The organism is Synechococcus lacustris Maggiore-St4-Slac (assembly GCF_024345595.1).
GTDB lineage: Bacteria > Cyanobacteriota > Cyanobacteriia > PCC-6307 > Cyanobiaceae > Synechococcus_D > Synechococcus_D lacustris.
The window spans coordinates 13,747-40,161 of the sequence record NZ_JAGQBK010000013.1 but is presented as its reverse complement, the minus strand read 5'-3'; the positions used below and the strand labels follow the sequence as shown (position 1 = coordinate 40,161).

Genomic DNA, 26,415 nt, shown 5'->3' with positions numbered 1-26,415 from the left:
CCCATGAGCTCCAGCCCTTCTATCCCTTGGTTGTTGCGTTGGCAGGGCCTATGGCAGGGGGAAAGAAATGCAAGCCGGCTACTACCTTTTTTGCCGCAGCTAGCCGGGGGATTACTAACGGCTCTGCTGCTACTGCTGCCATTAGCTGATCGTGGTGGCCTTGGTTTATTAATTACTGCCTGCGGTTTGTTTTGGTTGATTTGGGGTTTAGCCACGCCCGCCAGCGGCAAACCCTTAGGGGCAGTGAATGGATGGCTACTGGCCTATCTGGCCCTAGCACTGCTGGCAACTGGTTTTTCTCCGGTGCCCGCCGCCGCTGCAAAAGGTTTATTCAAATTATTGAGCTATCTCGGTGTTTATGCCCTGATCAGCCGGCTCCTAAACGAAGCGCCCCGCTGGTGGGATCGCTTGCTGGGTGCACTGCTGCTTGGTGAACTAATCACAGCTGTGATCGGTTTGCGGCAGCTCTATGGCGACACCACTGAACTGGCCCGTTGGGCTGACCCCAACTCCATTGCCGATGGCACCCAACGGATCTACAGCACCCTGGAAAATCCCAATCTGCTGGCTGGTTATCTACTGCCGATTTTGCCCTTAGCGCTGGTGGCACTGCTGCGTTGGCGCAGCCCCTGGTTGCGGCTATTTGCCCTCAGCAGCCTGGGGCTGGGCTCAGTTGCAATGCTGCTCACCTACAGCCGCGGCGGCTGGATTGGCATGGCCCTAGCCCTTAGCGCCATGGGAATGCTGCTGCTATTGCGGCTAAGCAAACACTTGGCAAAGCCGCTAAGGCGCTGGCTGCCGCCCCTATTAATTGGCCTTGTGGTGGTAGGGCTGCTTGTGGCAGCCGTAAAAATTGAGCCCTTGCGGGTGCGTTTGCTCAGCATGGCCGCTGGCCGTGAAGACAGTTCCAACAATTTCCGCATCAACGTGTGGCTGGCGGCCCTTGAGATGATTCACGACCGTCCCTGGCTTGGGATCGGGCCCGGCAACAGCATTTTTAATTTGATTTACCCCTTGTATCAACAGCCGCGTTTCACAGCCTTAAGCGCCTACTCCGTGCCCCTTGAACTAGCTGTTGAAACTGGTATTCCCGGTTTATTAGCCGCCCTGGGTTTGCTTTTTACCAGTGTGCGCATTGGTTTTAGCCAGCTCTATCGAGATTTATTTTTTAGTTTGCCCTGCATCGGTGCGATGGCAGCGGTGCTTGGTTTAGCTGGCCATGGCTTAGTGGATACGATTTTCTTTAGGCCGGAAGTGCAAATCACAGGCTGGTTTTTATTAGCCACCCTGGGTGCCGGCCAAAACAATGACTGAAGCTGCCATCTTTGCCGGCTTTGATGCCGGCCAAACCCACACCCGCTGCCGCCTTGCCCTAGCTGATGGCACGGTATTAGCAGAGGGTGAGGGGAGTGGTATTAGCCATCTCAGTAGTGCCGGCGGCCGTGAACGCTTTCAAGCGGCCCTGCGCAGCAGTTTTGCTGCCGCTTTAAACAGTTGTGAAAGCAAAGGCCCGCTGCTCGCTGCCGCAGTGGGTGCCAGTGGCATAGAAGCGGAAAGCCCCAGTCAAATCCTTGGCACCAGCTTGGCTAAAGAGGCCCTCGGCCTAGGGGCGGTACTCGTTACCGGTGATGAACGCACGGCCCTTGCCGGTGCCTTTGCGCCGGGCTGCCCCGGCATTGTTTTAATCAGTGGCACCGGCGCCATTGCCGTGGGTCGTAATCACCTCGGCAACCAGCACCGTTGTGCTGGCTGGGGTTGGCTGGTGGATGGGGTGGGCAGCGCCATGGACATAGGCCGGGATGGCCTTGCCCTCACCCTGCGCATGGCAGATGGTCGATTAACTGAAACCAGCCTTAAATCAGTGCTATGGACTGCCTTAGGGGTGCGATATCCCCATGAATTAAAAGCATTGGTGGTGGATCCCCATTTCGGTGCCGCCGGTTTTGCCCGGCTGGCGCCCCTTGTTAGCAACCTGGCGGAACAGGGTGATCCCAATGCCCAACGGGTTTTAAATATCGCCGGGGAGGAATTGGCCCTGATGGTGGAGGGGGTTGCAACTGCCTTGGCTATGCCCCAACCAGAGATCTGCTGTTTTGGTGGTGCCATTGAAAACCTAACGCCACTGCAAACAAGTTTCAAAAAGCTGCTGCAGGAGCGCTTACCGGGTACAAAAATCCAAAAGCCCCTTGGGGATGCCTGCCATGGCGCCCTGCAACTTGCAGCACAACTAGTGGTTTAATTCCCGTTCGGCGATGGCCGCAAGATTTTCGATCCAATGATCAACCACAGCCTGGCTTGAGGCCTCCACCATCACCCGCAACAGCGGTTCGGTGCCGGAGGCGCGCACTAAAACCCTGCCCTCCCCTGCCATTTCCGCCTCTGCCCTAGCCACCGCCTGGGCTAGGGGATCGCACTGCTGCCATTGTTGACGCCGCTCACGGTTGGCTACCCGCACATTTTTTAGGCGTTGGGGATAGGAAACAAAACTCTGATTTCGGCGATCAGCAAGGCTTTCACCAGGTTTAAGCAACGCCGCCAACTGCAAAGCCGTTAGCAAACCATCACCGGTTAAGCCATGGTGGGCGCAAAGAATATGGCCAGATTGCTCACCACCAAGGGCAGCGCCCAGGTTTTGCATCGCTTCATGCACGTATTGATCACCAACAGCCGTGCGTTCAAGCTGGCCGCCGCCGCTGCGCCAGGCCCGTTCAAAACCAAGGTTGCTCATCACCGTGGCCACCAGTAATTGCTTAGGTAATTGCCCTGCTGCTGCAAGGGCAGAACCCCACATAAACAAGATGTGATCACCATCCACAAGCCGGCCTTCCCCATCAACTGCAAGTACCCGATCGGCATCACCATCAAAGGCAAAACCAAGTTCAGCGCCGCTTTGGCGAACGGCTTCCTGCAGTGGGGCCAGGTGGGTGCTGCCGCAGCCCACATTGATTGCATTGCCATCGGGGCTGCCATGGAGCTCAATTACTTCAGCGCCAAGGCTGCGAAACAATTCGCTGCTGCAGGCGGTGGCTGAACCCCAGCAGAGGTCGAGCACGATGCGCCTGCCGCTGAGTTGGTTATCGGCTAACCCTTCGCGTAGCAATTGGCGGTAAATAGCAAGTAAGTCGCTGCGTTGATGGCTACTGCCACAACGATTAGCAGCAGCTGGCAACTCCCCCCGCAGGCCAGCCTCAATCAACTCCTGCTGTTGGCGGGCCAATTTCGAACCACCGGCCGCAAACAGTTTGATGCCGTTATCAGCTGGCGGGTTGTGGCTTGCAGAAACCATCACCCCACCGGCAGCACCTTGTTGCTGCACCAAGCGGGCAACGGCTGGGGTTGGGCATAAACCCAAATTCCACACCTCACGGCCGGCCGCCGTTAGCCCTGCTTCTAAAGCAGCGCTCAGCATCCAGCCACTGCTGCGGGAATCCCTGCCGATCAACACCGGCCCCTCCCCCTGCAACACCAAACCACCCCAATAACCCACTTGCATGGCAAGGGCGGGGGTCATCAAACCACCAACCAGGCCGCGAATGCCATCGGTGCCAAAGCTCACGCCAGCGGAAAAGGGTTGACCTACCGGATGGGTAGCCAGATCAGCCATGGCAGAAAAAAATCTTGCTCAGAGGGTAACCGCAGCTGCCTAATGCCAACGCTGGGGCCGCCAAAGCAAGCCGGCTAGCTCCAGGGCAGCCCAAAGCAAAAATGCACCCACAACCGCACCTGGCAACCACATAAATGGTGGCAACGGCCTCAATAACCAACAGCCCAAACCAAGGGCTACCGCAAGCCCGCAGCGGCGTTGTTGCAATTCCAAGGCAGATAGGTTTGGCCCCAATCGCCTCTGCAGCTGCAGCAAAAAGCGAGCTACAGATTGCACCACAGAATTGAAGCAAAGCAGGCTTCATAATGGAGCAAAAATCGTTGGCTGCCTTTAATCAACGGGGAGTGCTTGGCCTAACTGGCATAGCCCTTGGCACTGCCTTTGCTTTGGCGGCATTGCAACAACTGCTGTTGGCTAAAAGGCCCAGCCTTACGGCCGCAAGCAAACCAATCTTTTTAAATCGCAGCGCCCGGTTAGACCCTGATCCAATCAGGCGGCGGGAAGCACGCCTAATCCTGGCAACACAGCAACCCAACCAGCTGGATCTGCTGCGGGGCCAAGGCTGGGGTAGGCAAGGGGAGAGCCAGCTGCTGGCACCAATCAGTTTGAAGTTAGAGGCCTTGGCCCTTGCCCATGGTGGCCAAGAAGCAGCAGCTCAACAGCAATGGCAATACCTGGTTAGCCAGTTCCCAAAAGCACCACCTAGCGCTGATGGCCTCTACGCCCTGGGCCAAGCCAAGGAGTTGCTGCAACGCTTTCCGGCCCACCCTGCCGCCCTGGCAGCTGCCCTCAAATGGCAGCAAAAGAAAGGTGGCAGCCTCGGCGGTTTGCATTTAGCCCGCTATGGCAAACGCTGGCCCGGCGCTGCTGCGGCAATGGCTGAGGCCTGCATGAAGCCGGAGCGGGCACTGGCAAAAAGCGAAAAAACACTTTTGGCAACTGGCTTGCTGGCCCAGGGGGATAGGGCTGCAGCCCAGCGCTGCCTTGGCAAAACCAAAATCGAGCAAATCGAACCTAAAGAACAGCTGAGCGCAAGCACAAAAGCCTGGGAGCGCAGCAGGGAACTACTGCTAAAACGCCAGTGGGCTAGGGCATACAACAGCCTCAGCCAATTACAACCAAACAAACAGAGCCCACCCATCGCTGCCCGCAGTCGCTTTTGGATGGGGCTAAGCGCCTGGCAGCAGGGCCAAAAAGATAGGGCGCGAGCCATCTGGCAAAACCAATTACGCCAATATCCCTATGGCTATTACGCCTGGCGGGCCAGTGTTCGTTTGGCTGAAAAACCACCTCTGCCAGCTCAAAGCGGCCCTGCCCCATTACCTGCGCCACTGGCAAAGTTAAGGGGCCTGGGGCTGCATACAGAGGCCTGGGAGCATTGGCGCACATGGCGCTTGGGTAGAGCAGCGGTTACACCAACCAACCTTTGGCAGGAGGGGCAACTGCGCTTAGCCGTGGGTGATCGCTGGCTTGGTTTAGCTCAACTTGATAGTGCGGCCCTGGAGGGGGCAGCGGGCAGCAAAGCTCAACAGGCCCTACTGGAGCAACAACGCCACCCGCTCACCTATGGCCAGGAGCTGGGCACTGCCGCCCGCCGGGCGGGCTTAGATCCTTTGCTTCTGCAGGGGGTGGCCCGCCAAGAATCGCGTTTGAATACAACGGTGCGCTCCCCCGCTGGGGCAGTGGGTTTATTGCAGCTGATGCCCGCCACTGCCGCGGAACTGGCGGGGGAACCCCTAACAACAGCGGCACTGGAAGAAGCAAACCTAAATGCTCGCCTAGGGGGAAGCTATTTAAAACAAATGCTCAGGGAGTTTGGAGGAAATATATTTCTCGCTGTTGCCAGCTACAACGCCGGGCCGGGGGCTGTTAAATCATGGCCAAATAACAACTTGCAGGATCTACCAGAACTTTGGGTGGAGCAAATTCCCTATCCAGAAACCAGAATCTACGTAAAAAGTGTGCTGGGAAATTACTTTAGCTATCAACAGTTGAGCCGCCAACGAATATAACTATACTAAGATTAGTTAGAAATTAATTACCTATCACGCCCGCATCAAGTAAATGCCTGATGATCGGCCATGCGTGTAAACGCAAATGCAGGGCGTTGCCATAGGATATAAAAAACATAATGAAAGATGTAAAACCAATACAGGCAAGCCAGGAGGGCGGCCAAACTTTTAATCTAACTAAATCCAACCTGGCAAGCAGCAGGGCGCAGGCCATCACTAAAATACTATCAAACCCAGGCCAATAAAGTAAATACATGCCGCCAAGCACCACAACTAAAAGGGTTACAACAAGGGTTAAAACCTTACTAGCTGCCATAAATAAAGACAACTGACGCAATACCAAATCAGGCAATGTACAAAAAAAGGTTACAACAAATACCTGGAATAAATTAAAAATCCAATAGGCTTCATCAACTAGCGAAGCATCAACTCCACTGCCACGCATCGCATCCTGCTGGAATCCCCAATGGACACCTAAATAAAAACTAATGATCCCCAGCAAGGTGATCATCGGCGCCCTGATCGGCAGCAATAGCAATTTGAAAGATGCGTTCATCACAGGCTCAGGCTTATGGCATCCAGGGGGCAAACCGCTATGCATTGTTCACAAACAACGCAACGGCGCAGATCGAACTGCAACTGCCAGTTTGGGGCCCCGCAGCTCAAAGCACCACTGGGGCACACACTTGAGCAGATGCCGCAATCCACACACAGTTCTGGATCGATATGAATTTCGCCTGCGGCACTGGTGATTTCTAAGCCAATACCCCTTAACCATTGCTCCGCTGCCGCTAGTTCATCTATGTCGCCAGAGAGTTCCACCACCATGGTGCCCCTTTGGTTGGGCGCCATCTGGGCCCTAATGATGCGGGAGGCCACGTCGTAATCAACCGCAAGGCGATAGGTGATCGGTTGATGCACCGCCTCCCGGGGAAACTGCAGTGTGAGCCTGCGTTTCAAGGCGAAAAGTTCAAACTGCTGCCAGCATGGCAGCGATTCATCTTTATGGCTGCCATGGGCGCTTCCGCCACCCCCGTTCAACGGGGACCCCAACTTGTATTGCTATTGGTGGCATTGCTGGTGGTGGCGATCACCTGGATCAAGGGCAGCCTGGGGCCCGGCGATCTCCTAGATCAACTGGCCCGCAGATCCATACCCCTCAATCAAGCCCTGGAAAACGGCAAACCCAGCCTGGTGGAGTTTTATGCCGATTGGTGCGAAGCCTGTAAAAGCATGGCCCCCGCAATGGTTGCCCTTGAAAAGCAACATCCTGAAATCAATTTGGTGATGTTGAATGTTGATAACCCCACTTGGCAGGCGGAGTTGCAACGCTGGCAGGTGAATGGCATCCCCCACCTACAACTATTTGATAGCAATGGCAAATCGGTGGGGCAATCGGTGGGTTTGCGGCAAAGCAGCGAGCTGCAAAGCCTTGCCAGTTCCCTCAGCGCCGGCACGCCATTGCCTCAACTGGCTGGAGTTGGTGCTGTGAGCAGCCTTAGCAATGAAAGCCAGCCGCTTAAAGAAACCTCAACGGCGGGACCCCGCAGCCACGCCTAGTTCAACTAACAAATGGGCCAACTGGTAATCCGCATCCCGCACAGCCAGGCGGGCCATGCCCACCGCAAGTTGATTTAAAGGATCAGCTATTCCCTCTGCACCCCTCAAGCGGGGACCGAGCAAACGCCAAAGCATGCGGCTGAGCGGTTTCTGGCCTGGGGAGTGCTGATGCAGCATTACCGCAGCGCCACGGGCCATACAGGCCTCAGCATTAGCTGTTTGATGGTTGTCGGCTGCTTGGGGGAAGGGCACCAATAGGGCCGGGGTAGCGCAGGCCGCTAATTCACTAATGCTGCCTGCCCCAGCGCGGCTAATGGCCAAATCAGAGTGCTGCAAAAGCCCTGGGATTTCATTGCTGAATTCCTTTTCCACATAGTTTTGGTGCTGCAAGCTGCCGAAATCTGGATCACTGCTGCCACTGAGATGCACAACCCTGCAGCCATGGGCCAGTAGAGCCGGCAATGCCGCTCGCACCATGCGGTTTAAACCCAAAGCGCCCTGGCTGCCGCCAATCACTAGCAGCAATGGACCCACCCCTTGGGGCACCCAAGCGGGACAGGGGCTGGCTTCTAGGAAAGCGCTCCGCACGGGGGTGCCGCAAAGCATTGTTTTGCAGTTGGGCAGGGGCTGGGGAAAGCCAAGGGCCACTTTTTGGCAGTAGCGGCCAAGCAAACGGGTTACCCGGCCGGGTATGGCATTGGATTCATGCAACACCACTGGAATGCCGCACCACCTAGCCGCCAGGATTGCTGGAGCAGCTATGTAACCACCGGTTGTAAAAACAACTGCGCACTGCTCACGGCGAATCAGCCTCATCACCGGCAAGGTGCTGGCCAATAGCTGCAGCAATTGCAGCAATTTCTTAAAACCACGCCCCTGCAGCCCCCCCGCCCGCACCGTGTGCAGCGGGTAATGGGATGGCACCAGATCACGCTCCAAGCGATCTGGCACCCCAAGCCAGCTCACCTGCCAATCGCTAGGCATTCGTTCCGCCACCGCCAGGGCGGGGAATAGGTGGCCACCGGTACCGCTGGCGGCGATCAAAAGCCGGGCCATGAACTTTGGGCAAGCGCCGCCTAACTTAAAGGGAGCTAATCAAGTTTTTGTGTTTGTTTCCCTGAGGCGTTTATTCCCCCACGCCCTTGGAGCATTAATCGCCCTATTGCCCGTGGCTGCGGCGCTGCCCAGGGCAGAAGCGCGTTTAAGTGATGATTTGGTGCGCGCCCTTGAAAACGCTCTCAATAGCAATAACAGCGCTGGCCTGAGCGGTTTGCTCGAGAAGGGCCCAGGCCTTAACCCCACTGGCTTGGAAAGCCGGCTGCAATTGCTGCGTCAAACCTTTAGTGATGCCCGCTGGCAATTAAATAGCGGCCCCGACCTAAAAGATGGACGCAGCACCCTTTTAGTGAAAGTAACCGGCAACCACCAGGAGGCTGGCCGCACTTTTCGGCTAGAGGCAAGCCAAAAATTAGCGGTGCAACAAAACGGCAACAGGCTCAGCTCCCAAGAAATCCTTGGGGAGGAATCAATTTTGCGTAGTGGCAAAGCCAATTTGGCCGTAAGTGTGATCGCCCCCGAGGAGGTGCTCACGGGCCAGCGCTACGACTTCGATGTAGTACTCGATCAACCGTTAAAAGATTCTGTTTTAGCGGGCGGAATCAGCGAACTTTCGCGGGAGGCAATCGCAAGTTTGCGCAGCCCCGAAATCTCCCTTGGCGCCTTAAACGGCGGCGGTATTTTTAAAACAATCCAAGCCCCTTACAAACCAGGTAGTCAGTCTTGGGCGGTGCTGTTGATGCATCCAGAGGGCACCGTAAGCGTGAGCCGCATGGTGCGGGTGGTGGCCCGCCGTTAAAAAGTTCGTAACACTGCCGAGGCAATGGCTTGATCGGCATGGGGCCAACTTGGGTAAACAGCCCCGTGCTGATGGAAGCCCTGCTGCGCTACGAGCAGGGCTTGCTGCCCCAGCAGATGCGCCATTGGTTGCGGGCAGTGCTGGAAATAAACGATGAACAACCCCTAACGGGCGAGCAACAGGGCCAAGAGGAAAGCGCCTAGGCCCACCAACCACCACCAACTTCTTTTGCCACCAACCCAACGGCGGGGCCGCAACACCCCACCCTGCCGCCGCTGCCAAAACTTTTTCGACAGCTCCCTTTCCCGATCGGTAACCACAGCTGGGGACGCCTAAACGAATCAGGCGTCGTTTAGAGCTGCTACGCCAGGGAGCACCTTGCCCTCTAGTAGTTCAAGGCTGGCACCACCGCCGGTGGAGATGTGGCTCATTTTTTCAGCAACACCAACTTTTTCCACGGCTGCTACCGAATCACCACCGCCAATGATCGTGCAGCAACCCTTGCCGCTCAGCTCCGCCAAAGTGTGGGCAATCGCATTAGTGCCAGCGGCGAATTTATCGAATTCAAATACGCCCATGGGGCCATTCCAAATAACGGTTTTGCAATCGGCTAAAGCCGCTTGGAAAGTTTTAATTGAATCCGGCCCAATATCAAGGCCCATCCAACCATCGGGGATGGCATCAACCGCAACGGTTTGACTATTGGCATCGGGAGAAAAATTATCTGCCAACACCACATCTGTGGGAAGCAAGAGTTCAACTCCCTTGGCCTTGGCCTTGGCCTCTAATTCCTTAGCTAATTCGAGTTTGTCTTCCTCTACCAAACTCTTACCAACGGCTAAACCACGGGCTTTATAAAAAGTGAAAATCATGCCGCCGCCGATCAACACCTTGTCGCATTTATCGATTAAAGATTCCAACACGCCAATCTTGCTGCTCACCTTGGAGCCACCAACAATTGCGGCCAGAGGGCGCTTTGGTTCATCGATGGCACCCTGCAAATATTGCAGTTCTTTTTCCATCAAATAACCAGCCACACTTGGCTTTAGGTGGGCGGTTACACCCTCGGTTGAGGCATGGGCCCTATGGGCTGCACCAAAGGCATCATTCACATAAACATCAGCCAACTTGGCCAGCTGGGCTGCAAAACCAGGATCGTTCTTTTCCTCTTCTGCGAAAAAGCGAACATTTTCAAGAAGCACCACATCACCATTGGCCATGGCGGCCACCTTGGCTTCCGCATCTGCTCCAATGCAGCTATCGGTTTTAACAACAGGCTTAGCCAGCAGTGCACTTAAACGGGCTGCCACGGGCGTGAGGCGCATCGCTTCATTCACTTCACCTTTAGGCCTACCGAAGTGGGCAGCAAGGATCACCTTGGCGCCCTTAGCGATCAAATCATTGATGGTTGGTAAGGCGGCGCGGATGCGGGTGTCGTCGCTGATGGCACCTGCTTCATCCAGGGGCACATTGAAATCAACCCGCACAAGCACGCGTTTTGCGCGCAACTCATCGGCGGTGAGAGCGGTGAGAGAGCGCTTAGCCATGGGATATGGATAGGGGGACGCCGCTGAGATTAACGCCTAATCACTTGCCAGCGGCCAGTGGCGAGCTAGGACAAGGTATGTGTTGGTTCTGTGCATTAAATGTTCCGCACCATCCTTTTCCCCCTCGACCACAGCCGCACGGCCCTTGAAACCGCTGCCACCGTTCTCAAAATGGTGCAACAACACAACAGCAGGCTCGTGTTGCTTTCAGTGGTAGACAGCAATGACACCACCATGGCCAACCCCGATGGGGTTGCTCAGCTGCTGCAACAAGCCCACGACACCTTTGAACGGGCTGGCATCAGCTGCGAGGTAATCGAGCGTGAAGGCAAGGCCGCTTTTGTGATTGGTGATGTGGCAGATGAAATCGAAGCCGACCTGATCGTGATGGGCACCCGCGGCATCAGCCTTGAAAATGACCAACAAAGCACCGCCGCCCGGGTGATTCAACTGGCCCCCTGCGCGGTGTTGGTGGTGCCCTAATGCTCAGTAGTGCCGCTCCGGCGATCCAGTGGTATCCGGGCCACATCGCCAAGGCGGAAAGGGCCCTGAATGGCCATCTGGCCAAGGTGGATCTGGTGATCGAGGTGCGTGATGCCCGCATCCCCACAGCCACTGGCCATCCACGCTTACAGCGTTGGATAAAAGACAAAAAACACCTGTTGGTGTTGAACCGTCGCGACATGGTTAGCAAGGAAGCCCAGCAGCAATGGGATGCCTGGTTTCGCGAGCAAGGCCAAACCCCATGGTGGTGCGACGCCAAGGTGGGAACAGGTGTAAAACAACTTCAACAGGCAGCCATTCGTGCTGGCCACAGCCTCAATAGCCGCCGGGCGGAGCGGGATATGAAACCACGGCCCGTGCGGGCCTTGATGCTTGGCTTCCCCAACGTGGGTAAATCAGCCCTGATCAACCGTTTAGTGCGGCAGAAAGTGGTGGATAGCGCCCGCCGGGCAGGCGTAACACGCAGTTTGCGTTGGGTGCGGCTTGGCCAAGATCTCGATCTACTCGATGCTCCGGGTGTTTTACCGCCGCGCTTGGATGATCAAATGGCCGCCCTAAGGCTTGCCCTATGCGACGACATCGGCCAAGCGGCCTACGACTCGGAAGCGGTGGCAAAGGCCTTCATCAAAATGATCACTAACTTGCAAACAACCCCAGCAGCTGGCGTGCCGCCGGGGTTATTGCAAAAGCGCTATGGCTTACCACTGGCTGCTTTGACCTCTGGGGCACCTGATGTGGAGGGCTGGTTTGAAGCTGCCGCCCAACGTCACACCGGTGGCGACAGCCTGCGCATGGCAACGAAACTGCTTGATGATTTCCGTGGCGCTCGCCTAGGGGCCATTGCCTTGGAGTTGCCTGAGATATGCCCTTAGCTTTCAACTATGGCTAAAGCAGAGAGCAGGTTGGAATTTGGCCAGGGGGAGGGGGAATTGTTAGCTCTCAGCTATCCCAAGCCCCTACCGATGCGGCTTGATCGCTGGTTGGTAAGCCAAAGGCCCGAACAGAGCAGGGCACGAATTCAAAAATTTATTGATGCCGGCTATGTGCGGGTGAATGGTGTTACCGGCCAAGCCAAAACACCCTTGCGCCTTGGCGATTGCGTGGAGCTATGGATGCCGCCGCCGGAACCTCTGGAATACCTAAAACCAGAGGCGATGCCCCTTGATGTGTTGTTTGAAGATGCCCATCTGATCGTGCTCAATAAACCAGCTGGCATCACGGTGCATCCGGCGCCGGGCAATAAAAGCGGAACCTTGGTAAATGGTTTATTGCACCACTGCCCTGATCTACCAGGCATCGGCGGCGAAATGCGGCCTGGGATCGTGCATCGCCTTGATAAAGACACCACCGGCTGCATCGTGATTGCAAAAAGCCAAGAGGCGTTGGTGAAATTACAAATTCAAATTCAACAACGGATTGCCAGTCGTGAATATTTGGGAGTTGTTCATGGGGCACCAAATGCCGCTGAAGGCACTGTGGTGGGTGCCATTGGTCGCCATCCGGTAGACCGTAAAAAATATGCGGTTGTTGCCGATGAACAGGGTCGCTACGCCTGCACCCACTGGCAGCTACTGGAGCGATTCGGCGACTATTCCCTTTTGCGTTTCAAGCTCGACACCGGCCGCACCCACCAAATTCGGGTGCACTGCGCCCATATGGGTCATCCAATGGTGGGCGACGCCACCTACAGCCGTTGTCGCAAACTGCCGGTGGATCTAGCCGGGCAAGCCCTGCATGCGGTGGAGCTGGGCTTAAACCATCCTGTTACGGGGGAAAGGATGGTGCTTAAGGCACCCCTGCCGGAAAGCTTCGAGAATTTACTCAAAGCATTAAGACCCAAGCTGCACCATCGCGTGGGGTGATGGTTGATCCAAACGCGTGCGCACTGCCCAAGGGAAAACCGAGAGTCCAAAAGCAGCCAACACAAAAAGCTGCCAAGCCTCAGATAAAGGAAACACACGATCAGCTCCAAAAAGATAGGAGGCACATCCAATGCCAATTAAATAAACAAACCACCAAATAGCTGATTTAATTTCCACTTCATTCCGCCGTTTTGCTAACAAATAAATGCAGGCAGGCGCAAGAATCAGTGGCAACGCCACTTGCAAACTATCCCAACCACACCAAAAGATTGCCCAGGTGGCAAGAACAAATGCCAAAGGGCATAAATATTCGGCTGCAGGTAATTTGTAAGGCCTTAAAATCTGAGGCGCTTGTTCACGTAAAGCAATCAAACTAACTGGCCCCATGGCAAGGGAAATAACTAAAGCCGAGGTAATAAAACCAACGGCCTTAGACCAACTGGCTCCGCCTTGAAGTAAGAGCAAACCAATTAAAACAGTTGCAACCAATGCCAGAGAAGGCACCCCCGCCCTGTTGATTTTAGTAAAAGCTGCTGGCAGCAAACCGCAACGGGCCATCATCCAGTTCACTCTTGCTGCGGTGCCCATATATGCCATTGAGGTGGCGCTGGGTGAAACCACAGCATCGGTAATTAATAAATTAGCTAGCCAACTAAAACCACCCCCCAAAGCAACCGCCACCAGTGGGCCACCATGGGCAGTTAATTGCAAACCACTCCAACCATTAGCGAGCAACGCTGGAGGTACTGCCACAAGGAAAGCAAATTGCAAAACAAGATAAATAAACAGAGAAATTCCTAAACCACAAGCCATGGCCAGGGGCACATCGCGCTGGGGATGGCGCGATTCACCTGCGAGATCCATGGCGGTGCGAAAACCCAGCAAACTAAATAAAATTCCACCAGTACTTAAAGCATCAAGTATTCCCTTCTGTTGATAACCTGCCACCTGTAAATTACCCCAGTGGCCAGCACCAAATATCAAGGCAATAGAAACAGCTAAGGGCACCAGTAATTTCCAAATTGTTAGGCTATCTATCCAGCGGGCCAAGGTTGCTACTCCAGCCAGATTTATCCAGCCAAATAGCAGTAATAAGCATGGTCCTCCATAACTTGCAAGCCATGGAAAACTGCCACCCAAATATTGAACTGTTGCCATCACTTCAATGGCAGGCAGAGCTAGATAACCAAGCCATGCTGTCCAACCACCAATAAAACCAGCGGTGCGGCCATGGGTGAGCAGTGGAATCTGCGCCAAGGCACCGGAACTACTCACCAAGGCACCAAGTTCAGCAAAAACCAAGGCGATCAAAAATGCCATAGCCCCGCCAGCCAACCAACTAAATAGGCTGGCCGGCCCTGCTAACTGAGCCGTTAAATAAGGGGCAAATAACCAGCCAGAACCGATGGTGCTGGTAACCACGGCCATCACCAAGCTGAATAGGGATAGGCGCCTTTGCAGTTCAGCCATGGCTCACACCAACTGGGGTAGCCGCGGGCAGGCCGCAACCAATTCACGGGTAATTGCGGCTTCAGGCTGGTGCAACAGCAGATCCCCTGGCCCCTCTTCCACGATCTTGCCTTGGTCTAAAACAATTAGGCGGTGGCAGAAACCACTTGCCACCCCTAAATCATGGGTAACAAAAATGATTCCTAAGCCAAATTGTTGCTGTAAATCCCGCAGTAATTGCAAAACATCTGCCTGCACCTCTGCATCCAACATGCTCACTGATTCATCACAAAGCAACACGCTGGGTTTTAAAACCAAGGCCCTGGCAATCGCCACCCGCTGTTGTTGACCGCCCGATAATTCCCGCGGCAATCGGTTAGCAAATCCAGCTGCTAAACCCACTGCTTCCATCAGTGCTACGGCCTGGCTGCGGGCCTCAGCCTTCGTAGCCAAACCATGGATCAAGAGGGGATCAGCGATTGCATCCTGCACCGCCATGGCTGGGTTCAGGCAAGCCAAAGGATCTTGAAAAACCATTTGCACGCGTTGGCGAGCAAGGCGCAGTTCTTTTCCCCGCAGTTGCTGAAGGTCTCTGCCCTGCAGCAACACGGAGCCGCCTCTCAAGCTATTCAAACCGATTAAGGCGCGGCACAGGGTACTTTTGCCACAGCCGGAAGGACCAACCACCCCAAGGGTTTCAGCGGCATGAAGGCGAAAATTCACCCCATCAATTGATTTGAGCCACCTGCGGCGCCATGGCAGTGAAGCCAAGCGATGCCAACAGCGCAATTGATGCACCTCCAGCAGCACAGCTGTGGCCGCAAGGGGCGGGGTGCCGCTGCCTTCCCGCAGCCGTGCGGCGGCCACAAGCCGTTTACTCAGGGGTTGCTTTGGATTGGTTAGCACCTGCTCTGAAGTAGCCAATTCCAGCAAACTTCCTTGCTCCATCACTGCCATCTGGCCACACCAGGTGCCGGCCATGGCTAGGTCGTGGCTGATCAACAAAAGGGCACTGCCCAGCTCTTCACAAAGGCCGCATAGTTCGGCCATTACCTGTGCTGCCACTGCCACATCAAGGCTGGTGGTGGGTTCGTCGGCGATTACAAGCGGCGGATTTAAGGCCATCGCAAGGGCGATCGCCACCCGTTGACGCATGCCACCACTGAATTCGTGGGGATAGCTATTGAAACGTTCCACTGTGATGCCCACCCGTTCCAACAATTGCTCTGCCCTTTGGCGCACCTGCTCCCTCAGCCAGCCAGGCCGATGGGCCCGCAAGGTATCGCTGATGTGTTCGCCGATGCTTAACAAAGGATTTAGGCGAGTCATGGGGTCTTGGAACACCAAACCCACCGCTTCACCTCGCAAGCGATTTAGGGCCCTAGGGCCCAAGGTGCGGGGATCCTGGCCGCACAGCAGCAGGCCGCCAGCGGTTCTACTGCCAGGGGGCAAAAGTTGTAATACAGCCCTCGCCACGGTGCTTTTGCCACAGCCCGAAGGCCCCACCAGGGCAAGCCGCTCCCCCCGTTGCAGGCTGAGATTTAAACCCTGCAGGGTGGGTTCAGCCGTGTGGGGATAAGCCACCACCAACTGATCAAGTTGGAGCACCATCGAATTAGCGGCGGCTTCCATTGAGGATTAAAGCTTTGGTATTGGGGTTTTGTAGCCGTTGCTGAATAGCATGGCTTCAATCTGAAGGATCGATGCTCGAAGCCGCCGATCGAGGTGTGTGTATTGCAACGGCACCACTGCCGGAAAAATCCTGCGGCCCTTGCAACTACAACATTCCCTTGCCGGAATGGCTCGAGAATTGCCTTGCCAATGTGCCTGCTGGGCGAGGCGATAGCTGCCCCACCGACCCAGAAGCACTGCTGGCGCTTTCATTTGATTTTGCCTACCAGCTGCACAGCGGCCAGGTAAGGGCCAGTGGCGAGCCATACATCATCCATCCCGTAGCAGTGGCTGATCTGCTGAGGGATATCGGCGGCAGCGCTGCGGTGATCGCTGCGGGTTTTTTACATGATGTGGTGGAAGATACAGGCGTAACACCAAACGAAATCGAAGCTCGTTTTGGCGCTGAAGTGAGAGGGTTAGTAGAAGGTGTAACAAAATTAGGGGGTATACATTTCACTAATCGCACAGAAGCACAGGCGGAAAATCTACGCAAAATGTTTTTGGCTATGGCAAGCGATATTCGCGTTGTTTTAGTGAAATTAGCCGATCGATTACACAATATGCGCACCCTAGGCGCCCTGCAGCCCGATAAACAGGAAAGGATCGCAACGGAAACCCGTGATATTTATGCACCGCTTGCCAATCGATTAGGGATTGGACGTTTCAAGTGGGAATTAGAAGATCTGGCTTTCAAAGTATTAGAGCCACTATCCTTCCGTGAAATACAACAGGAGGTGGCCAGCAAGCGCAGCGATCGAGAGGATCGACTAGCAACAACTGTGCAGCTATTAAAAAGCAGGCTTGATGCGGCTGGGATCAAGGGCTGCGATGTGGTTGGCCGCCCAAAACATCTATATGGCATCTGGAGCAAGATGCAACGCCAGCAGAAGGCATTCCATGAGATATACGACGTTGCCGCCTTAAGAATAGTTACCTCCTCGGTGGAAAATTGCTACCGCGCCTTAGCCGTATTGCACGATACATTTAGACCAATACCTGGACGCTTTAAAGATTACATAGGCCTACCAAAACCAAATGGTTATCAGTCGCTACATACGGCTGTAATTGGTAGGCATCGACCAATTGAAGTTCAGATCCGCACAGCCGATATGCACCATGTAGCCGAATATGGCATCGCCGCCCATTGGAAATACAAAGAGGGTGGATCACCCGCCGATGGCGATGAAATGGCTCGTTTCAATTGGCTAAGACAGCTGGTGGATTGGCAAAAGGAGGCCGCTGGTGAAGACCATAACGATTATTTGAAATCAATTAAAGAAGATTTATTTGATGAAGAGGTTTTTGTTTTTACACCCAAAGGGGATGTGGTGGGTTTACGCAAAGGTTCAACAGCTGTAGATTTCGCCTATCGTATCCACAGCGAAGTGGGCAATCATTGCCAAGGCGTAAGAATAAACGATCGTCTTTGCAATCTCACAACGCCGCTACAAAATGGTGATTTTGTTCAAATAGTAACCAGCAAAAATGCTCACCCCAGCCTGGATTGGTTGAATTTTGTTGCCACGCCAACGGCGCGGGAAAGAATTCGCCAATGGTATAAACGCAGCCATCGAGAACAAAATATCCTTAGGGGTAAAGAAATCCTTGAACGCGAACTTGGTCGTGATGGGCTGGAAAGCTTGCTCCATGGCGAAGCGATGGCTCGTGTTACCAAGCGCTGCAATCTCGCAAATGTTGATGATCTTTTAGCCGCCTTAGGTTTCGGTGGTGTTACCCAGCATCAAGTTACCAATCGCCTGCGGGAAGAGCTGCGTTTGCAAGAGGCAGCAGCAGCACCAGAAGTTAGCAATGAAGAACTAGCAAAGAGTCTTTCTGAACACTCAGATCTTCCCAGTGGTAGCACCAATGGGATTCCAATCCTTGGTTTGGAAGGCCTGGAATATCGCCTAGGTGGTTGCTGCTGCCCCCTGCCGGGTGAGGTGATCATGGGGGCGGTGGCCCTTGGTAACCATGGCATCACAATTCACCGCCAAGACTGCAGCAATTTGGCTCAAACACCAGCTGAAAGGCGCCTGCCAGTGCGCTGGAATCCCAATAGCTCTGAACATCGCCGCACCTATCCCACCCAATTGCGAATCGAAGTGTTAGATAGAGTTGGCATTTTAAAAGATATCCTCACCCAACTATCAGATAGTCGCATCAACGTTAGTGATGCCAGAGTTCGCACTGCATTTGGCAAGCCTGCCAGAATAGATCTACGCATCGAGCTCAGCAGTTGCAGTCAATTGCAAACAACCATTGGCCAGATTCGCTCCATGGCTGATGTGCTCAACATCGCCCGTACTGGCATTGGCTAAACTAATCACTTTAAATAACAACCGCCGGCTAGCATCGCTAGGTTTATCTTTTAATTTGCTTGCCTTTATTGCCTGCGCATTTGCCATACAACTTTCAATAACAAAACCAGATCAGTTGCACATCACAACCTTTGTGGTGGCCCTTGCCGGCTGGCTACCCGCCCTGATCATTGGAACAATTGCCTGCTGGGCCCTGCTGCTGAGGCGCCGCTGGGGAATTGTTTTGGCGCTTGTTGCCCTGGGCCTACAACTACTCACGGTGGTTCCCTACGGCATAGTGCGAACGGTGCTGCTGCCAGGAAATCGAATTCTGTGCGCCAGCCTAAGCGGATTATTTTTAAGCGTTGGCGTAGTTCTAATTATTTATTGGTCGCTGGCGCTACGCCATGAATAACAGCAACAGCACAATTGCAGCAGTGGCAACGGCTGTTGCCCCAGGTGAAGGCAGTGTGGCAATTGTGCGTATTAGTGGGCCCCAAGCTGAAACGATAGGCAAGCAACTTTTTGTTTGCGCCGGCCATCAAGAATGGGAAAGCCATCGGGTGCTTTATGGCCATGTGGTGGAACCAAGCAGTGGCGAACGCATCGATGAAGCGCTGCTGCTTTTAATGCGTTCACCCCGCAGCTTCACCCGTGAAACCGTTGTGGAACTCCATTGTCATGGCGGTGTAGTAGTTGTGCAACGGGTGCTGGATCTTGTGCTAGCCGCTGGCGCCGAACGGGCCAAGGCAGGGGAATTTAGCCAAAGGGCATTTCTTAATGGTCGCTTAGATCTCACTCGGGCCGAAGCACTAATTGATCTAATCACGGCCCGCAGTGGGCGCGCTGCCCAACTAGCAATGGCGGGGCTTTCTGGTGGAGTGCAAGAAAAAATAGAAGCGCTTAGGCAACGGCTTCTGGATCAATTAGCTGAATTAGAGGCGCGGGTTGATTTTGAAGAAGATCTACCAAGCCTAAATCCGCAAGCGGTTACTGCAGAGCTAAAAAATGTTGCAGAGGAAATGCAATTATTGATAACAACTGCCAACCAAGGGCAAATGCTCAGGGAGGGGTTGCGGGTGGCAATTGTGGGCCAACCCAATGTGGGCAAGAGCAGTTTACTTAATCGCCTATGTGGAAATGAAAGGGCGATAGTTAGCGATCAAGCCGGCACCACCCGCGACCTCCTGGATATTGAATTAGTTATTGAGGGTGTTCCCATCACCTTGCTTGATACAGCTGGCATTCGCGCAAGCCAAGACAAGGTAGAACAACTGGGTATTGAACGCAGCCGTAGGGCCCTAACAAATGCTGATGTGGTTATATTAATGTTTAATATAAATGCAGGCTGGAATTCTGCAGATGAAAATCTGAAGCTTGAAATACCTAAAGAAATTCCACTGCTACTAGTTGGCAATAAAATTGATTTAGGCAAAGCAGATTACAACAAACTCAACGCAATCAATGCCCTCGAAATCAGCGCCGAAAAGGGAATTGGCATTGATAATTTTAAAAAGCAATTACTACTTAGTTGCGGTTATTGCCTAGATAATAGCGGCATTCAGCTGGCATTAAACCGCCGCCAACAAGATTTAACTAAAGCTGCAGCAAAGGCGTTAGATGGCTGCTTTGCTGCAGCCCATAATCAATTGCCCTGGGATTTTTGGACAATAGATTTACGCGAAGCTATTGCACATTTAGGCGAAATTACCGGTGCTGAGATATCAGAAGCAGTGCTTGATCGCGTATTCTCAAAATTTTGCATAGGCAAATGAATATACATACCCCCTTCGGGGGTATGTATATAAACCAAATCTATTTTTAAATCTATTTCTGAATCTATTTAAGGGGCGCCCAAGCCATGGTGGCATTAGCTTGCTTACACCAGATCAACACAGAACCGCTGGCGTTTATATCAACACCGGCTGGCAGGGTATAGGTTTGTGCGCCGTTATAGCTCTTTAGTGGAGCCACTTGTGTGTAGGAACCAGGGGTAAGTGGATAGCTAGGAGCCTTGAGAGTTTTCAGAGGGGCGGAAGACTTAAGCAACACAACCTGTAAGGCAGGTGCCTTTGGATTGGTGCTGAAATCTTTACTAAAAACCAAAGTAGTTTTATCTCCCTCATGGCCCACTGTTACGGTGCCAGTAACGGGAGCTTCAGCTTTTTGCAACGCTATTGCAGTTCCATGGGGGGCAGCAATCAGGGCAGCGGGTGCCAGGGCACCTAAGCCGAGGGCCAAGGCAAAAATGGAGCTAGATTTGAACATGGGTGGAGAAGGGTAGTGGTTACACCATGCAGCATAGCTAGCAATCAAACACTAAACTCTTAGGTTTGGTTTTGTTGAAAATTGCATGGCTAATATCGCAACAAGAATAATCACAGCCCCAACGATACTTTGCCACTGCAGTGGCTCAGCCAATAATATTGATGCCGCTGCAATGGCCACAAGAATAGTGAGGGAAGACCAAAAGCTCACGGTTATAACCCCCAGTTTTTCATAGCACATCATCAATGTGAATACACTCCCCAAACTGATGGTAATTGCATAGGCACCTATCACACCCAAAACCCACCAAATCCGCAAATAATAAAAATGGGAAGGGCCATAGATCAAGAGGGCAATTATCCCGAACGCCACAGCGGCAGCCAAACTATTTACCCCAATAGTGAGCCCCACACCAAAACCCCTCTGGGCGGTGATGCGATTAAGAATGCCACTGAATGATAGGGAAATCACACCAAGCAATCCCCACAAAATTCCAGCCGTTTGATTTGCCATTGCCATAGGCAAACTACTTTCGCCATAGTTCGCCATAAATAAACCAATACTAATTAGAAAAATACTAATCGCAAAAAAACGCGGAAATTGCTCCTTTAGTAAAAGATTAGCAAGTATTACGGTGCAGGGAAGCGTAAGGCTAAACAAAAGAGTTTGCTGCACCACCGTGAGATGGGAAAGGGCGAAAAAAAACGCAACTGGCCCTAGGAAGAAACCGCTGAAACTTTGAAGCATGAGCAACAAACGATCATTCTTTTGCAAGCGTGGCAAGCTCATCACAAGAGCATTTTTGTCGTATAGCACCATCGCTAGCCCGCACACCAGGCTAGAGAAAAAGAAAACATTGCAAAAACTAATTACCTCTGCCCCACCGGAACTATGGGTGATTGAGCCAGCCCGCTGCAGGGCTTTTAAAATTGTACTATCGCTTCCCCGTAAAATTATGAAGATTGCAAGCAGTGCAAAGCCAGATTTCATTTAATTAAAGCTGCTGGCGCAACACATTTATGGGTTAACCAATCACAGGCAGCAAGGGCAGGTTTCTGCCAATGCAGAGGTATTTCCAAAAGATCACGGGTGCCAGTAATACCTTGAATAACAAATAACAAGGCCGCCAACACATTGGCCGCCACATGGATTCTGCGCCAACGCAATTGACGCAGAATTTCATTTTTTGCCCCTAACGAAAACAACATCAAACCCACCACTGCCACCCCCGCCCAATAGTGGGATTGCCAGAACTCGGGTTTAAATGGATTATCACCCAAACGGAAAACCTCAGGCTGAGCGCCTAAACCAATAACCCCGGCCCAGGTGATAAAAGCAAAACTAAAACGCATCGCTTGGCTACTAGATCGCCAGAGGGCAAGTAAACAAACCACTGTGCCAACGAGAACAAGCAGCAGCTCCACAAGCCGTGCTGGGCCACCAACAAATTGATTAAGGGGTTTATCCGTTGCAATAACTACTGTGAGGGCAACAAGCGAAATTAAAACAACACCTAGGGCCAACCATTGGCCTAAATCGTTGTGCTCACTGCCCGTGGTGGCGGGCAGGCGGGCAGTTCCCAAGCGCCGCTGGCGGGTTTGCACGCCGAGCCTCAATACAACACCGATTAAGGGATAAATCAAAACCACCGCAAGAAATGGATGCAAAATCCAAAGCCAATCGATGGTTTCCACAATTTAAAAGCAGCACTTATTCAGGATTGTTGCCTGAAAGCATTCGGTCAAGTGCAGAGATTGGTTTTAAAGCTTTAATTTAACCTGCGCGCTAGCAGGTCGGGCGATGCAAATCAACGCCTCGCCGGGCTCCACAGCTGCCGATGGTTCATTTATGTAATTCACCTTTCCTGCAAGCAGCTTAGTGGCGCAGGTGCCGCATACCCCGGCCCTACAGGCGCAGGGGGGCATCAAACCCTCCGCTTCAGCAAGGCTCAGCAGGCTGAGTTCAGGGTCTTCACCGCTCCAAGTAGAACTGTTACTAGAATCACTAAATTCCACCTTTGCTCCAGGGAAAACAGCATCGGAGTTTGCTTCTACTGCTTTAACAGTTGGCAGAGCTTTATTAAAGCTTTCAAAATGAATAGAAGCTTCATTGATGCCAAATTGTTTTAATTCTGCAATTAAGCTCTCCATAAATGGAGGCGAACCACAGAGGAAATAATCCGCAGGCACATTTACCAATCTTTGCAGTAAAGCGCCATCAACTCGCCCTTCACTGTGGTAATTGCCCTGATCAGCCATTGAGGATTTGCTGTAGGCGTAGTGCACATTTATATTTGGATGTTGAGCCGCCAATAGATTAACTTCAGATCGGAAAGCATGAAATTCGCCATTGCGGCAGCCATGCACAAACCACACTTGCCGCTGCCCAGCCGCTTTGGCCATGGCAATCATTGGGGTAATGCCAACACCATTGCTAATCAACACGATCGGCGTGTTTGCCTCAGTATCTAGTACAAAATTTCCCGCCGGAACCCGCACTCGCAAATTATGGCCAACCTGCACGTGATCATGTAAGAAATTAGAGGCAAGTCCCGCAGGCACATCCTTACCCCGGGGCGCTGGTTCCTTCTTAATTGAAAGCCTATAGTGATCAATAGGTTGCTTGGGATCGGGAAAATCTGATAGGGAATAGGTACGCACCACTGGCTTTAATTCACCAGGAATAATTAACTCGATGGTTAGGAATTGGCCGGGGCGATAACTTGGCAGGGGGCCAGGATCTACTGGCTGAAGGTAAAAAGAAGTAATTTCCTCGCTTTCTTTTTCCCGCCTGCTCACAACAAAATTACGCCAGCCGCTCCAGCCGGGCTGTGCTGCTAACACCATGGCCTTATTACGGCTTTTTGCTGCAGGAATAATCAATCCAGCAGCACCACCAAGCAATAAACTAAAGAGGGTAAGATTTAACTTAATTTTGCTTGAAAAAGCTTGGGGAGCAAAAGCTGATAAGGCGCAAAAACTAATAACTGTTCCTGCTGCCATGCCAGCCAAAGGGCTGGGGAAGGTTGTGCGCTGCATCAAAATCAGTTTGGTTTTCGCCAATCTATGCATTACCCATAATTTTGGCATTTCATATTGCTCCCACAACTGGCCACCAACGGCTGCTTACCACCAGCTGCTCATCACACAAACCAGCGCAGCGTTTAATTTCTGCCTTTTGGCTATCCACAAGTGAACTATGCAAAAGCAAACCCATCGATTTTTGTAGCAATTCACTTGCAGCAAAAGCGGCGGATGCCTCAGTGAGATTTATGGGCAATCTTTTAGCCAGCCCATCTGGCAATAGGGCTGGATCTCCCACCACTGCTGCAGGCAACGGTTTGGCTGGCTGCTGAATTGCCTGCCAAGCCACCGCTTGAACAGCACCAAGTAATAGATATGGGTTCGCCGCAAGATCAGCCACTTTTAGCTCTAAATGGGCGCTAACTCCATCGGCAGCGGTGGGTATGAGCCTGAGGGCCGCCTCTCGATTTTCCACTCCCCACACCTGAAAAGGGGCAGACCAGGAACTTGGTGCCAGGCGCAAGTAGGAAACCGCCAGGGGGCAAGCCAATGCCAATAGTGCCGGCAGATGGTTAAGCAGGGCAGCAATAAATGCTTCGCCTTGGGGTTGAAGTTCGCCTATGCCCGCTCCACCCTGCAGCCAGTGGGTATCAGCTTGTTGCAAACTCAGGTGTAGATGGCCGCCATTTCCCACCTGGCCAAGCAAAGGTTTAGGGCTGAAACTACAGCGCAAACCAAAACGGTTACTTACCCTTTGAATTAGCAATTTGGCATGCACCAATCGATCCGCTGCTTCAACAGCAGTTGTGTGGGAAAAAGAAAATTCAAATTGGCCAGAGCCATATTCAGGATGAAATTGCAACCAGGGCAAACCTGCAGCATCAAAAGCATTCAGTATTGCCGTTGCATAATCCAAACCTTCGATTAAGCGATCCGCCCCGTAGGGACCACCCAGCACCGCTGGCAGAAAGGAGCCATCTTCAGATCGGCCTGCCACTAACCACTCAAGTTCAAACCCGGCCATCAAAGTGATATTTGCCGAATGCAACAGCTGTTGCTGCTGAGCACAAAAATTACGTTGATCAGCGGCATAGGGTTCACCTGATCGCTGCCAACGCTGGCCAGGCGCCCAAGCCCAACCAGTTGATGGTTCAAGCCATGCAAGACCTTTTGGATCTGCTCTTAGGCGTAAATCGTCGTCGGGGCGGGCGAGGCTATGGCTTGCATCAACTGAACCATCGGCGCAGAAAGCATCTGCCACCGGAGAAAAACCCACACCGATTTGAACGGCGCTATCAAATGTAGAAAAGGGCACAACTTTCACCAATGCAGCACCGCAGTGGTTCACCCAGGTGATCGCTACCCGTTGCATAGGAAGCTGGCTGTTCATTGCAATACTGGATTTGCTGAAGGGTACCTGCAACGATGCCAACTATTAAGCGCAGATTTCCCAGGGGCGCCCTAATTCTTGGTGGACTGCTGCTGGCGCTTGTGTTGTTGGTGCCCATTACCAGCTTGATCTCATTAACGCGTTTACCCATGGAGCAAAATCCCATGGCAAAAATTTTGCCAATGCCATGGGCAGCCCAGGGCAATAAATTACCAATAATTGAACAATTACAGCCAAATTCCATAAACGAAATGCAGGCCACCTTGATCCATGGGGGCATACATCTAGAGAATATCTATGATCTTTCACTAAAAAACAAAACCTTTAGTGCTGATGGTCGATTTTGGCTTGAATGGCCAGAAGCTGTGCAAAAAGAACTTGAAAAACAGGCATTACAACCAATCCAACTTATCGATTTTGCCAACCAGGTAACAGAATGGGAAGGCAGGCTGGAAGCAGACAACGCCCAAGCAACGCAAAGGGGCGACAAGTGGTTTCAAAGTTTTAACTTTTCCATGCAATTCAACATCCATCAATTAAATCTTAGCCGCTATCCATTTAACAATTTAAATCTGCCCATCACCCTAGCCATCAACCCGATTCATGCAGGGTTAATGCAACGCCAAATCCTACTATTACCCGCAAGAAATCAACAGGGAATAATCGGCGAATACGCCAACCTTGATGGCTACCAATTGCAATCGGCTCAAATCAACCCCGAACTGCGCACCTATCGAACAGATTACGGCTTGAAGCAAACGATTAAAGCTAGTCAATTAAATATAAACCTTAAATACAGCTCGAGTTTTTGGCCAGCATTCATTACATTGCTGCTTCCTTTAATCATAATCTTGCTAATTGTTTTAATCTCACCTTACCTGGAGAGCTCCCTGGGGGACATCAGGATTGCTGTTCCATCAACCGCCCTACTAACCCTTGTATTCCTTCAGCAGGGCTATGTAGCAAACTTACCGCCAAGCCCATATTTAACCTATCTGGATCGCCTCTATGCCGTTAGCTATTTGATCTGCGTTAGCTTATTTACATTATTTGCCTGGAGTTCAAATGTATTTGAACGCACACCTGCTGAACAAAGAGAAAAAATGGTTAAACGGCTAGATACATATGATCGCTATTTCCAACTAGGGGCAATTTCATTGCTTTTTGTTATTAGCATTGAAGCTTGGCTCCATTAATGCTTATCCAATTTCACTATGCCGCACCACCTCAATAGACCCACCAAGATCTGCAAAGTTTGCGGCCTTAGTTTTCAATGGCGCAAAAAATGGGAACATGTATGGGAAGACGTGTTGTATTGCTCGGAAAAGTGCCGCCGAAATCGCAACCAGATCAAACAAACTTCGCCTTAA

At 52.5% G+C, this 26,415-nt stretch carries 27 protein-coding genes; 14 read left to right on the top strand and 13 right to left on the bottom strand.

Annotated features, from left to right (window positions below):
* Positions 1-3 precede the first annotated feature (3 nt).
* Both KBY68_RS09685 and KBY68_RS09680 read left to right on the top strand, forming a co-directional pair.
* Positions 4-1,314, top strand: coding sequence for an IctB family putative bicarbonate transporter (locus tag KBY68_RS09685; protein ID WP_255096974.1), 1,311 nt, complete (start codon positions 4-6; stop codon positions 1,312-1,314).
* Positions 1,307-2,239: a BadF/BadG/BcrA/BcrD ATPase family protein gene (locus tag KBY68_RS09680; protein WP_255096973.1), complete on the top strand. Its 933-nt coding sequence runs from the start codon at positions 1,307-1,309 to the stop codon at positions 2,237-2,239. Before KBY68_RS09685 ends, KBY68_RS09680 begins: the two co-directional genes overlap by 8 nt.
* Here KBY68_RS09680 and glmM read toward each other — a convergent pair.
* Positions 2,228-3,604, bottom strand: coding sequence for a phosphoglucosamine mutase (gene glmM / locus KBY68_RS09675; RefSeq protein ID WP_106500438.1), 1,377 nt, complete (start codon positions 3,602-3,604; stop codon positions 2,228-2,230). The genes KBY68_RS09680 and glmM overlap by 12 nt on opposite strands.
* Before the next feature lie 39 nt (positions 3,605-3,643).
* Complete coding sequence (locus tag KBY68_RS09670; protein ID WP_241537188.1) at positions 3,644-3,880, bottom strand: hypothetical protein; 237 nt, start codon at positions 3,878-3,880, stop codon at positions 3,644-3,646.
* 29 nt (positions 3,881-3,909) lie between these two features.
* On the opposite strand from KBY68_RS09670, the gene KBY68_RS09665 reads away from it, so the two are divergent.
* On the top strand, positions 3,910-5,616 hold the full coding sequence (locus tag KBY68_RS09665; RefSeq protein WP_255096972.1) for a lytic transglycosylase domain-containing protein: 1,707 nt from the start codon (positions 3,910-3,912) through the stop codon (positions 5,614-5,616).
* 22 nt (positions 5,617-5,638) lie between these two features.
* On the opposite strand, the gene KBY68_RS09660 is transcribed toward KBY68_RS09665, so the two are convergent.
* Complete coding sequence (locus KBY68_RS09660; RefSeq protein WP_255096971.1) at positions 5,639-6,172, bottom strand: hypothetical protein; 534 nt, start codon at positions 6,170-6,172, stop codon at positions 5,639-5,641.
* Entirely contained in the window at positions 6,172-6,576 is a 405-nt protein-coding gene (locus tag KBY68_RS09655; RefSeq protein WP_106500445.1) for a 4Fe-4S binding protein, read from the bottom strand. Before KBY68_RS09655 ends, KBY68_RS09660 begins: the two co-directional genes overlap by 1 nt.
* Before the next feature lie 45 nt (positions 6,577-6,621).
* Between KBY68_RS09655 and KBY68_RS09650 the strand changes: the two genes are divergently transcribed.
* Positions 6,622-7,176, top strand: a complete 555-nt coding sequence (locus KBY68_RS09650; RefSeq protein ID WP_255096970.1) for a thioredoxin domain-containing protein — start codon at positions 6,622-6,624, stop codon at positions 7,174-7,176.
* Here the strand turns inward: KBY68_RS09650 and KBY68_RS09645 are convergent.
* Entirely contained in the window at positions 7,147-8,232 is a 1,086-nt protein-coding gene (locus KBY68_RS09645; protein WP_255096969.1) for a UDP-N-acetylglucosamine--N-acetylmuramyl-(pentapeptide) pyrophosphoryl-undecaprenol N-acetylglucosamine transferase, read from the bottom strand. The two genes, KBY68_RS09650 and KBY68_RS09645, sit on opposite strands and share 30 nt — an antisense overlap.
* A gap of 49 nt (positions 8,233-8,281) precedes the next feature.
* Here KBY68_RS09645 and KBY68_RS09640 point away from each other — a divergent pair, with 49 nt between their 5' ends.
* On the top strand, positions 8,282-9,031 hold the full coding sequence (locus KBY68_RS09640) for a DUF8623 domain-containing protein (RefSeq protein WP_255096968.1): 750 nt from the start codon (positions 8,282-8,284) through the stop codon (positions 9,029-9,031).
* Positions 9,032-9,069: 38 nt separating this feature from the next.
* Complete coding sequence (locus KBY68_RS09635) at positions 9,070-9,234, top strand: hypothetical protein (protein ID WP_162842900.1); 165 nt, start codon at positions 9,070-9,072, stop codon at positions 9,232-9,234.
* Between the two features lie 138 nt (positions 9,235-9,372).
* On the opposite strand, the gene KBY68_RS09630 is transcribed toward KBY68_RS09635, so the two are convergent.
* Complete coding sequence (locus KBY68_RS09630; RefSeq protein ID WP_255096967.1) at positions 9,373-10,578, bottom strand: phosphoglycerate kinase; 1,206 nt, start codon at positions 10,576-10,578, stop codon at positions 9,373-9,375.
* A 99-nt stretch (positions 10,579-10,677) separates the two neighbouring features.
* Here KBY68_RS09630 and KBY68_RS09625 point away from each other — a divergent pair, with 99 nt between their 5' ends.
* Genes KBY68_RS09625 through KBY68_RS09615 form a run of 3 tightly spaced genes read left to right on the top strand, consistent with a single transcriptional unit; the run spans position 10,678 to position 12,944 of the window.
* Positions 10,678-11,061: a universal stress protein gene (locus KBY68_RS09625; protein WP_106500320.1), complete on the top strand. Its 384-nt coding sequence runs from the start codon at positions 10,678-10,680 to the stop codon at positions 11,059-11,061.
* Positions 11,061-11,954 carry a ribosome biogenesis GTPase YlqF gene (ylqF, locus tag KBY68_RS09620; RefSeq protein ID WP_255096966.1) on the top strand — a complete coding sequence of 298 codons (894 nt, stop codon included), beginning with the start codon at positions 11,061-11,063 and terminating at the stop codon, positions 11,952-11,954. Before KBY68_RS09625 ends, ylqF begins: the two co-directional genes overlap by 1 nt.
* A 9-nt stretch (positions 11,955-11,963) precedes the next feature.
* Positions 11,964-12,944: an RluA family pseudouridine synthase gene (locus tag KBY68_RS09615; protein WP_255096965.1), complete on the top strand. Its 981-nt coding sequence runs from the start codon at positions 11,964-11,966 to the stop codon at positions 12,942-12,944.
* Here the strand turns inward: KBY68_RS09615 and KBY68_RS09610 are convergent.
* Both KBY68_RS09610 and KBY68_RS09605 read right to left on the bottom strand, forming a co-directional pair.
* A complete protein-coding gene (locus tag KBY68_RS09610; protein ID WP_255096964.1) occupies positions 12,912-14,414 on the bottom strand; it encodes an APC family permease in 1,503 nt (500 codons plus the stop codon). The two genes, KBY68_RS09615 and KBY68_RS09610, sit on opposite strands and share 33 nt — an antisense overlap.
* A 3-nt stretch (positions 14,415-14,417) precedes the next feature.
* Positions 14,418-16,004: an ABC transporter ATP-binding protein gene (locus tag KBY68_RS09605; protein ID WP_255096963.1), complete on the bottom strand. Its 1,587-nt coding sequence runs from the start codon at positions 16,002-16,004 to the stop codon at positions 14,418-14,420.
* A 92-nt stretch (positions 16,005-16,096) separates the two neighbouring features.
* On the opposite strand from KBY68_RS09605, the gene KBY68_RS09600 reads away from it, so the two are divergent.
* The 3 genes from KBY68_RS09600 to mnmE are packed head-to-tail and all read left to right on the top strand — an operon-like array spanning position 16,097 to position 20,139.
* Positions 16,097-18,385 (top strand): RelA/SpoT family protein, encoded by a 2,289-nt coding sequence (locus KBY68_RS09600; protein ID WP_255096962.1) that lies wholly within the window; start codon positions 16,097-16,099, stop codon positions 18,383-18,385.
* Positions 18,378-18,779, top strand: coding sequence for a hypothetical protein (locus KBY68_RS09595; protein ID WP_255096961.1), 402 nt, complete (start codon positions 18,378-18,380; stop codon positions 18,777-18,779). The genes KBY68_RS09600 and KBY68_RS09595 overlap by 8 nt, the downstream gene beginning before the upstream one ends.
* Entirely contained in the window at positions 18,772-20,139 is a 1,368-nt protein-coding gene (mnmE, locus tag KBY68_RS09590) for a tRNA uridine-5-carboxymethylaminomethyl(34) synthesis GTPase MnmE (RefSeq protein ID WP_255096960.1), read from the top strand. The genes KBY68_RS09595 and mnmE overlap by 8 nt, the downstream gene beginning before the upstream one ends.
* 64 nt (positions 20,140-20,203) lie before the next feature.
* Here mnmE and KBY68_RS09585 read toward each other — a convergent pair whose 3' ends face one another.
* The 5 genes from KBY68_RS09585 to KBY68_RS09565 form a co-directional block, all read right to left on the bottom strand.
* On the bottom strand, positions 20,204-20,632 hold the full coding sequence (locus KBY68_RS09585; RefSeq protein ID WP_255096959.1) for a DM13 domain-containing protein: 429 nt from the start codon (positions 20,630-20,632) through the stop codon (positions 20,204-20,206).
* Positions 20,633-20,683: 51 nt separating this feature from the next.
* Positions 20,684-21,622 carry a DMT family transporter gene (locus KBY68_RS09580; protein WP_255096958.1) on the bottom strand — a complete coding sequence of 313 codons (939 nt, stop codon included), beginning with the start codon at positions 21,620-21,622 and terminating at the stop codon, positions 20,684-20,686.
* Positions 21,619-22,326: a DUF4079 domain-containing protein gene (locus KBY68_RS09575; RefSeq protein ID WP_255096957.1), complete on the bottom strand. Its 708-nt coding sequence runs from the start codon at positions 22,324-22,326 to the stop codon at positions 21,619-21,621. Before KBY68_RS09575 ends, KBY68_RS09580 begins: the two co-directional genes overlap by 4 nt.
* A gap of 66 nt (positions 22,327-22,392) precedes the next feature.
* Positions 22,393-23,670: a 2Fe-2S iron-sulfur cluster-binding protein gene (locus tag KBY68_RS09570; protein WP_255096956.1), complete on the bottom strand. Its 1,278-nt coding sequence runs from the start codon at positions 23,668-23,670 to the stop codon at positions 22,393-22,395.
* Positions 23,671-23,722: 52 nt separating this feature from the next.
* Entirely contained in the window at positions 23,723-25,045 is a 1,323-nt protein-coding gene (locus tag KBY68_RS09565; protein ID WP_255096954.1) for a type I glutamate--ammonia ligase, read from the bottom strand.
* A 35-nt stretch (positions 25,046-25,080) separates the two neighbouring features.
* Between KBY68_RS09565 and KBY68_RS09560 the strand changes: the two genes are divergently transcribed.
* Complete coding sequence (locus tag KBY68_RS09560) at positions 25,081-26,241, top strand: ligand-gated ion channel (protein ID WP_255096952.1); 1,161 nt, start codon at positions 25,081-25,083, stop codon at positions 26,239-26,241.
* 18 nt (positions 26,242-26,259) lie between these two features.
* Positions 26,260-26,415 carry a DUF2256 domain-containing protein gene (locus tag KBY68_RS09555; RefSeq protein ID WP_106500331.1) on the top strand — a complete coding sequence of 52 codons (156 nt, stop codon included), beginning with the start codon at positions 26,260-26,262 and terminating at the stop codon, positions 26,413-26,415.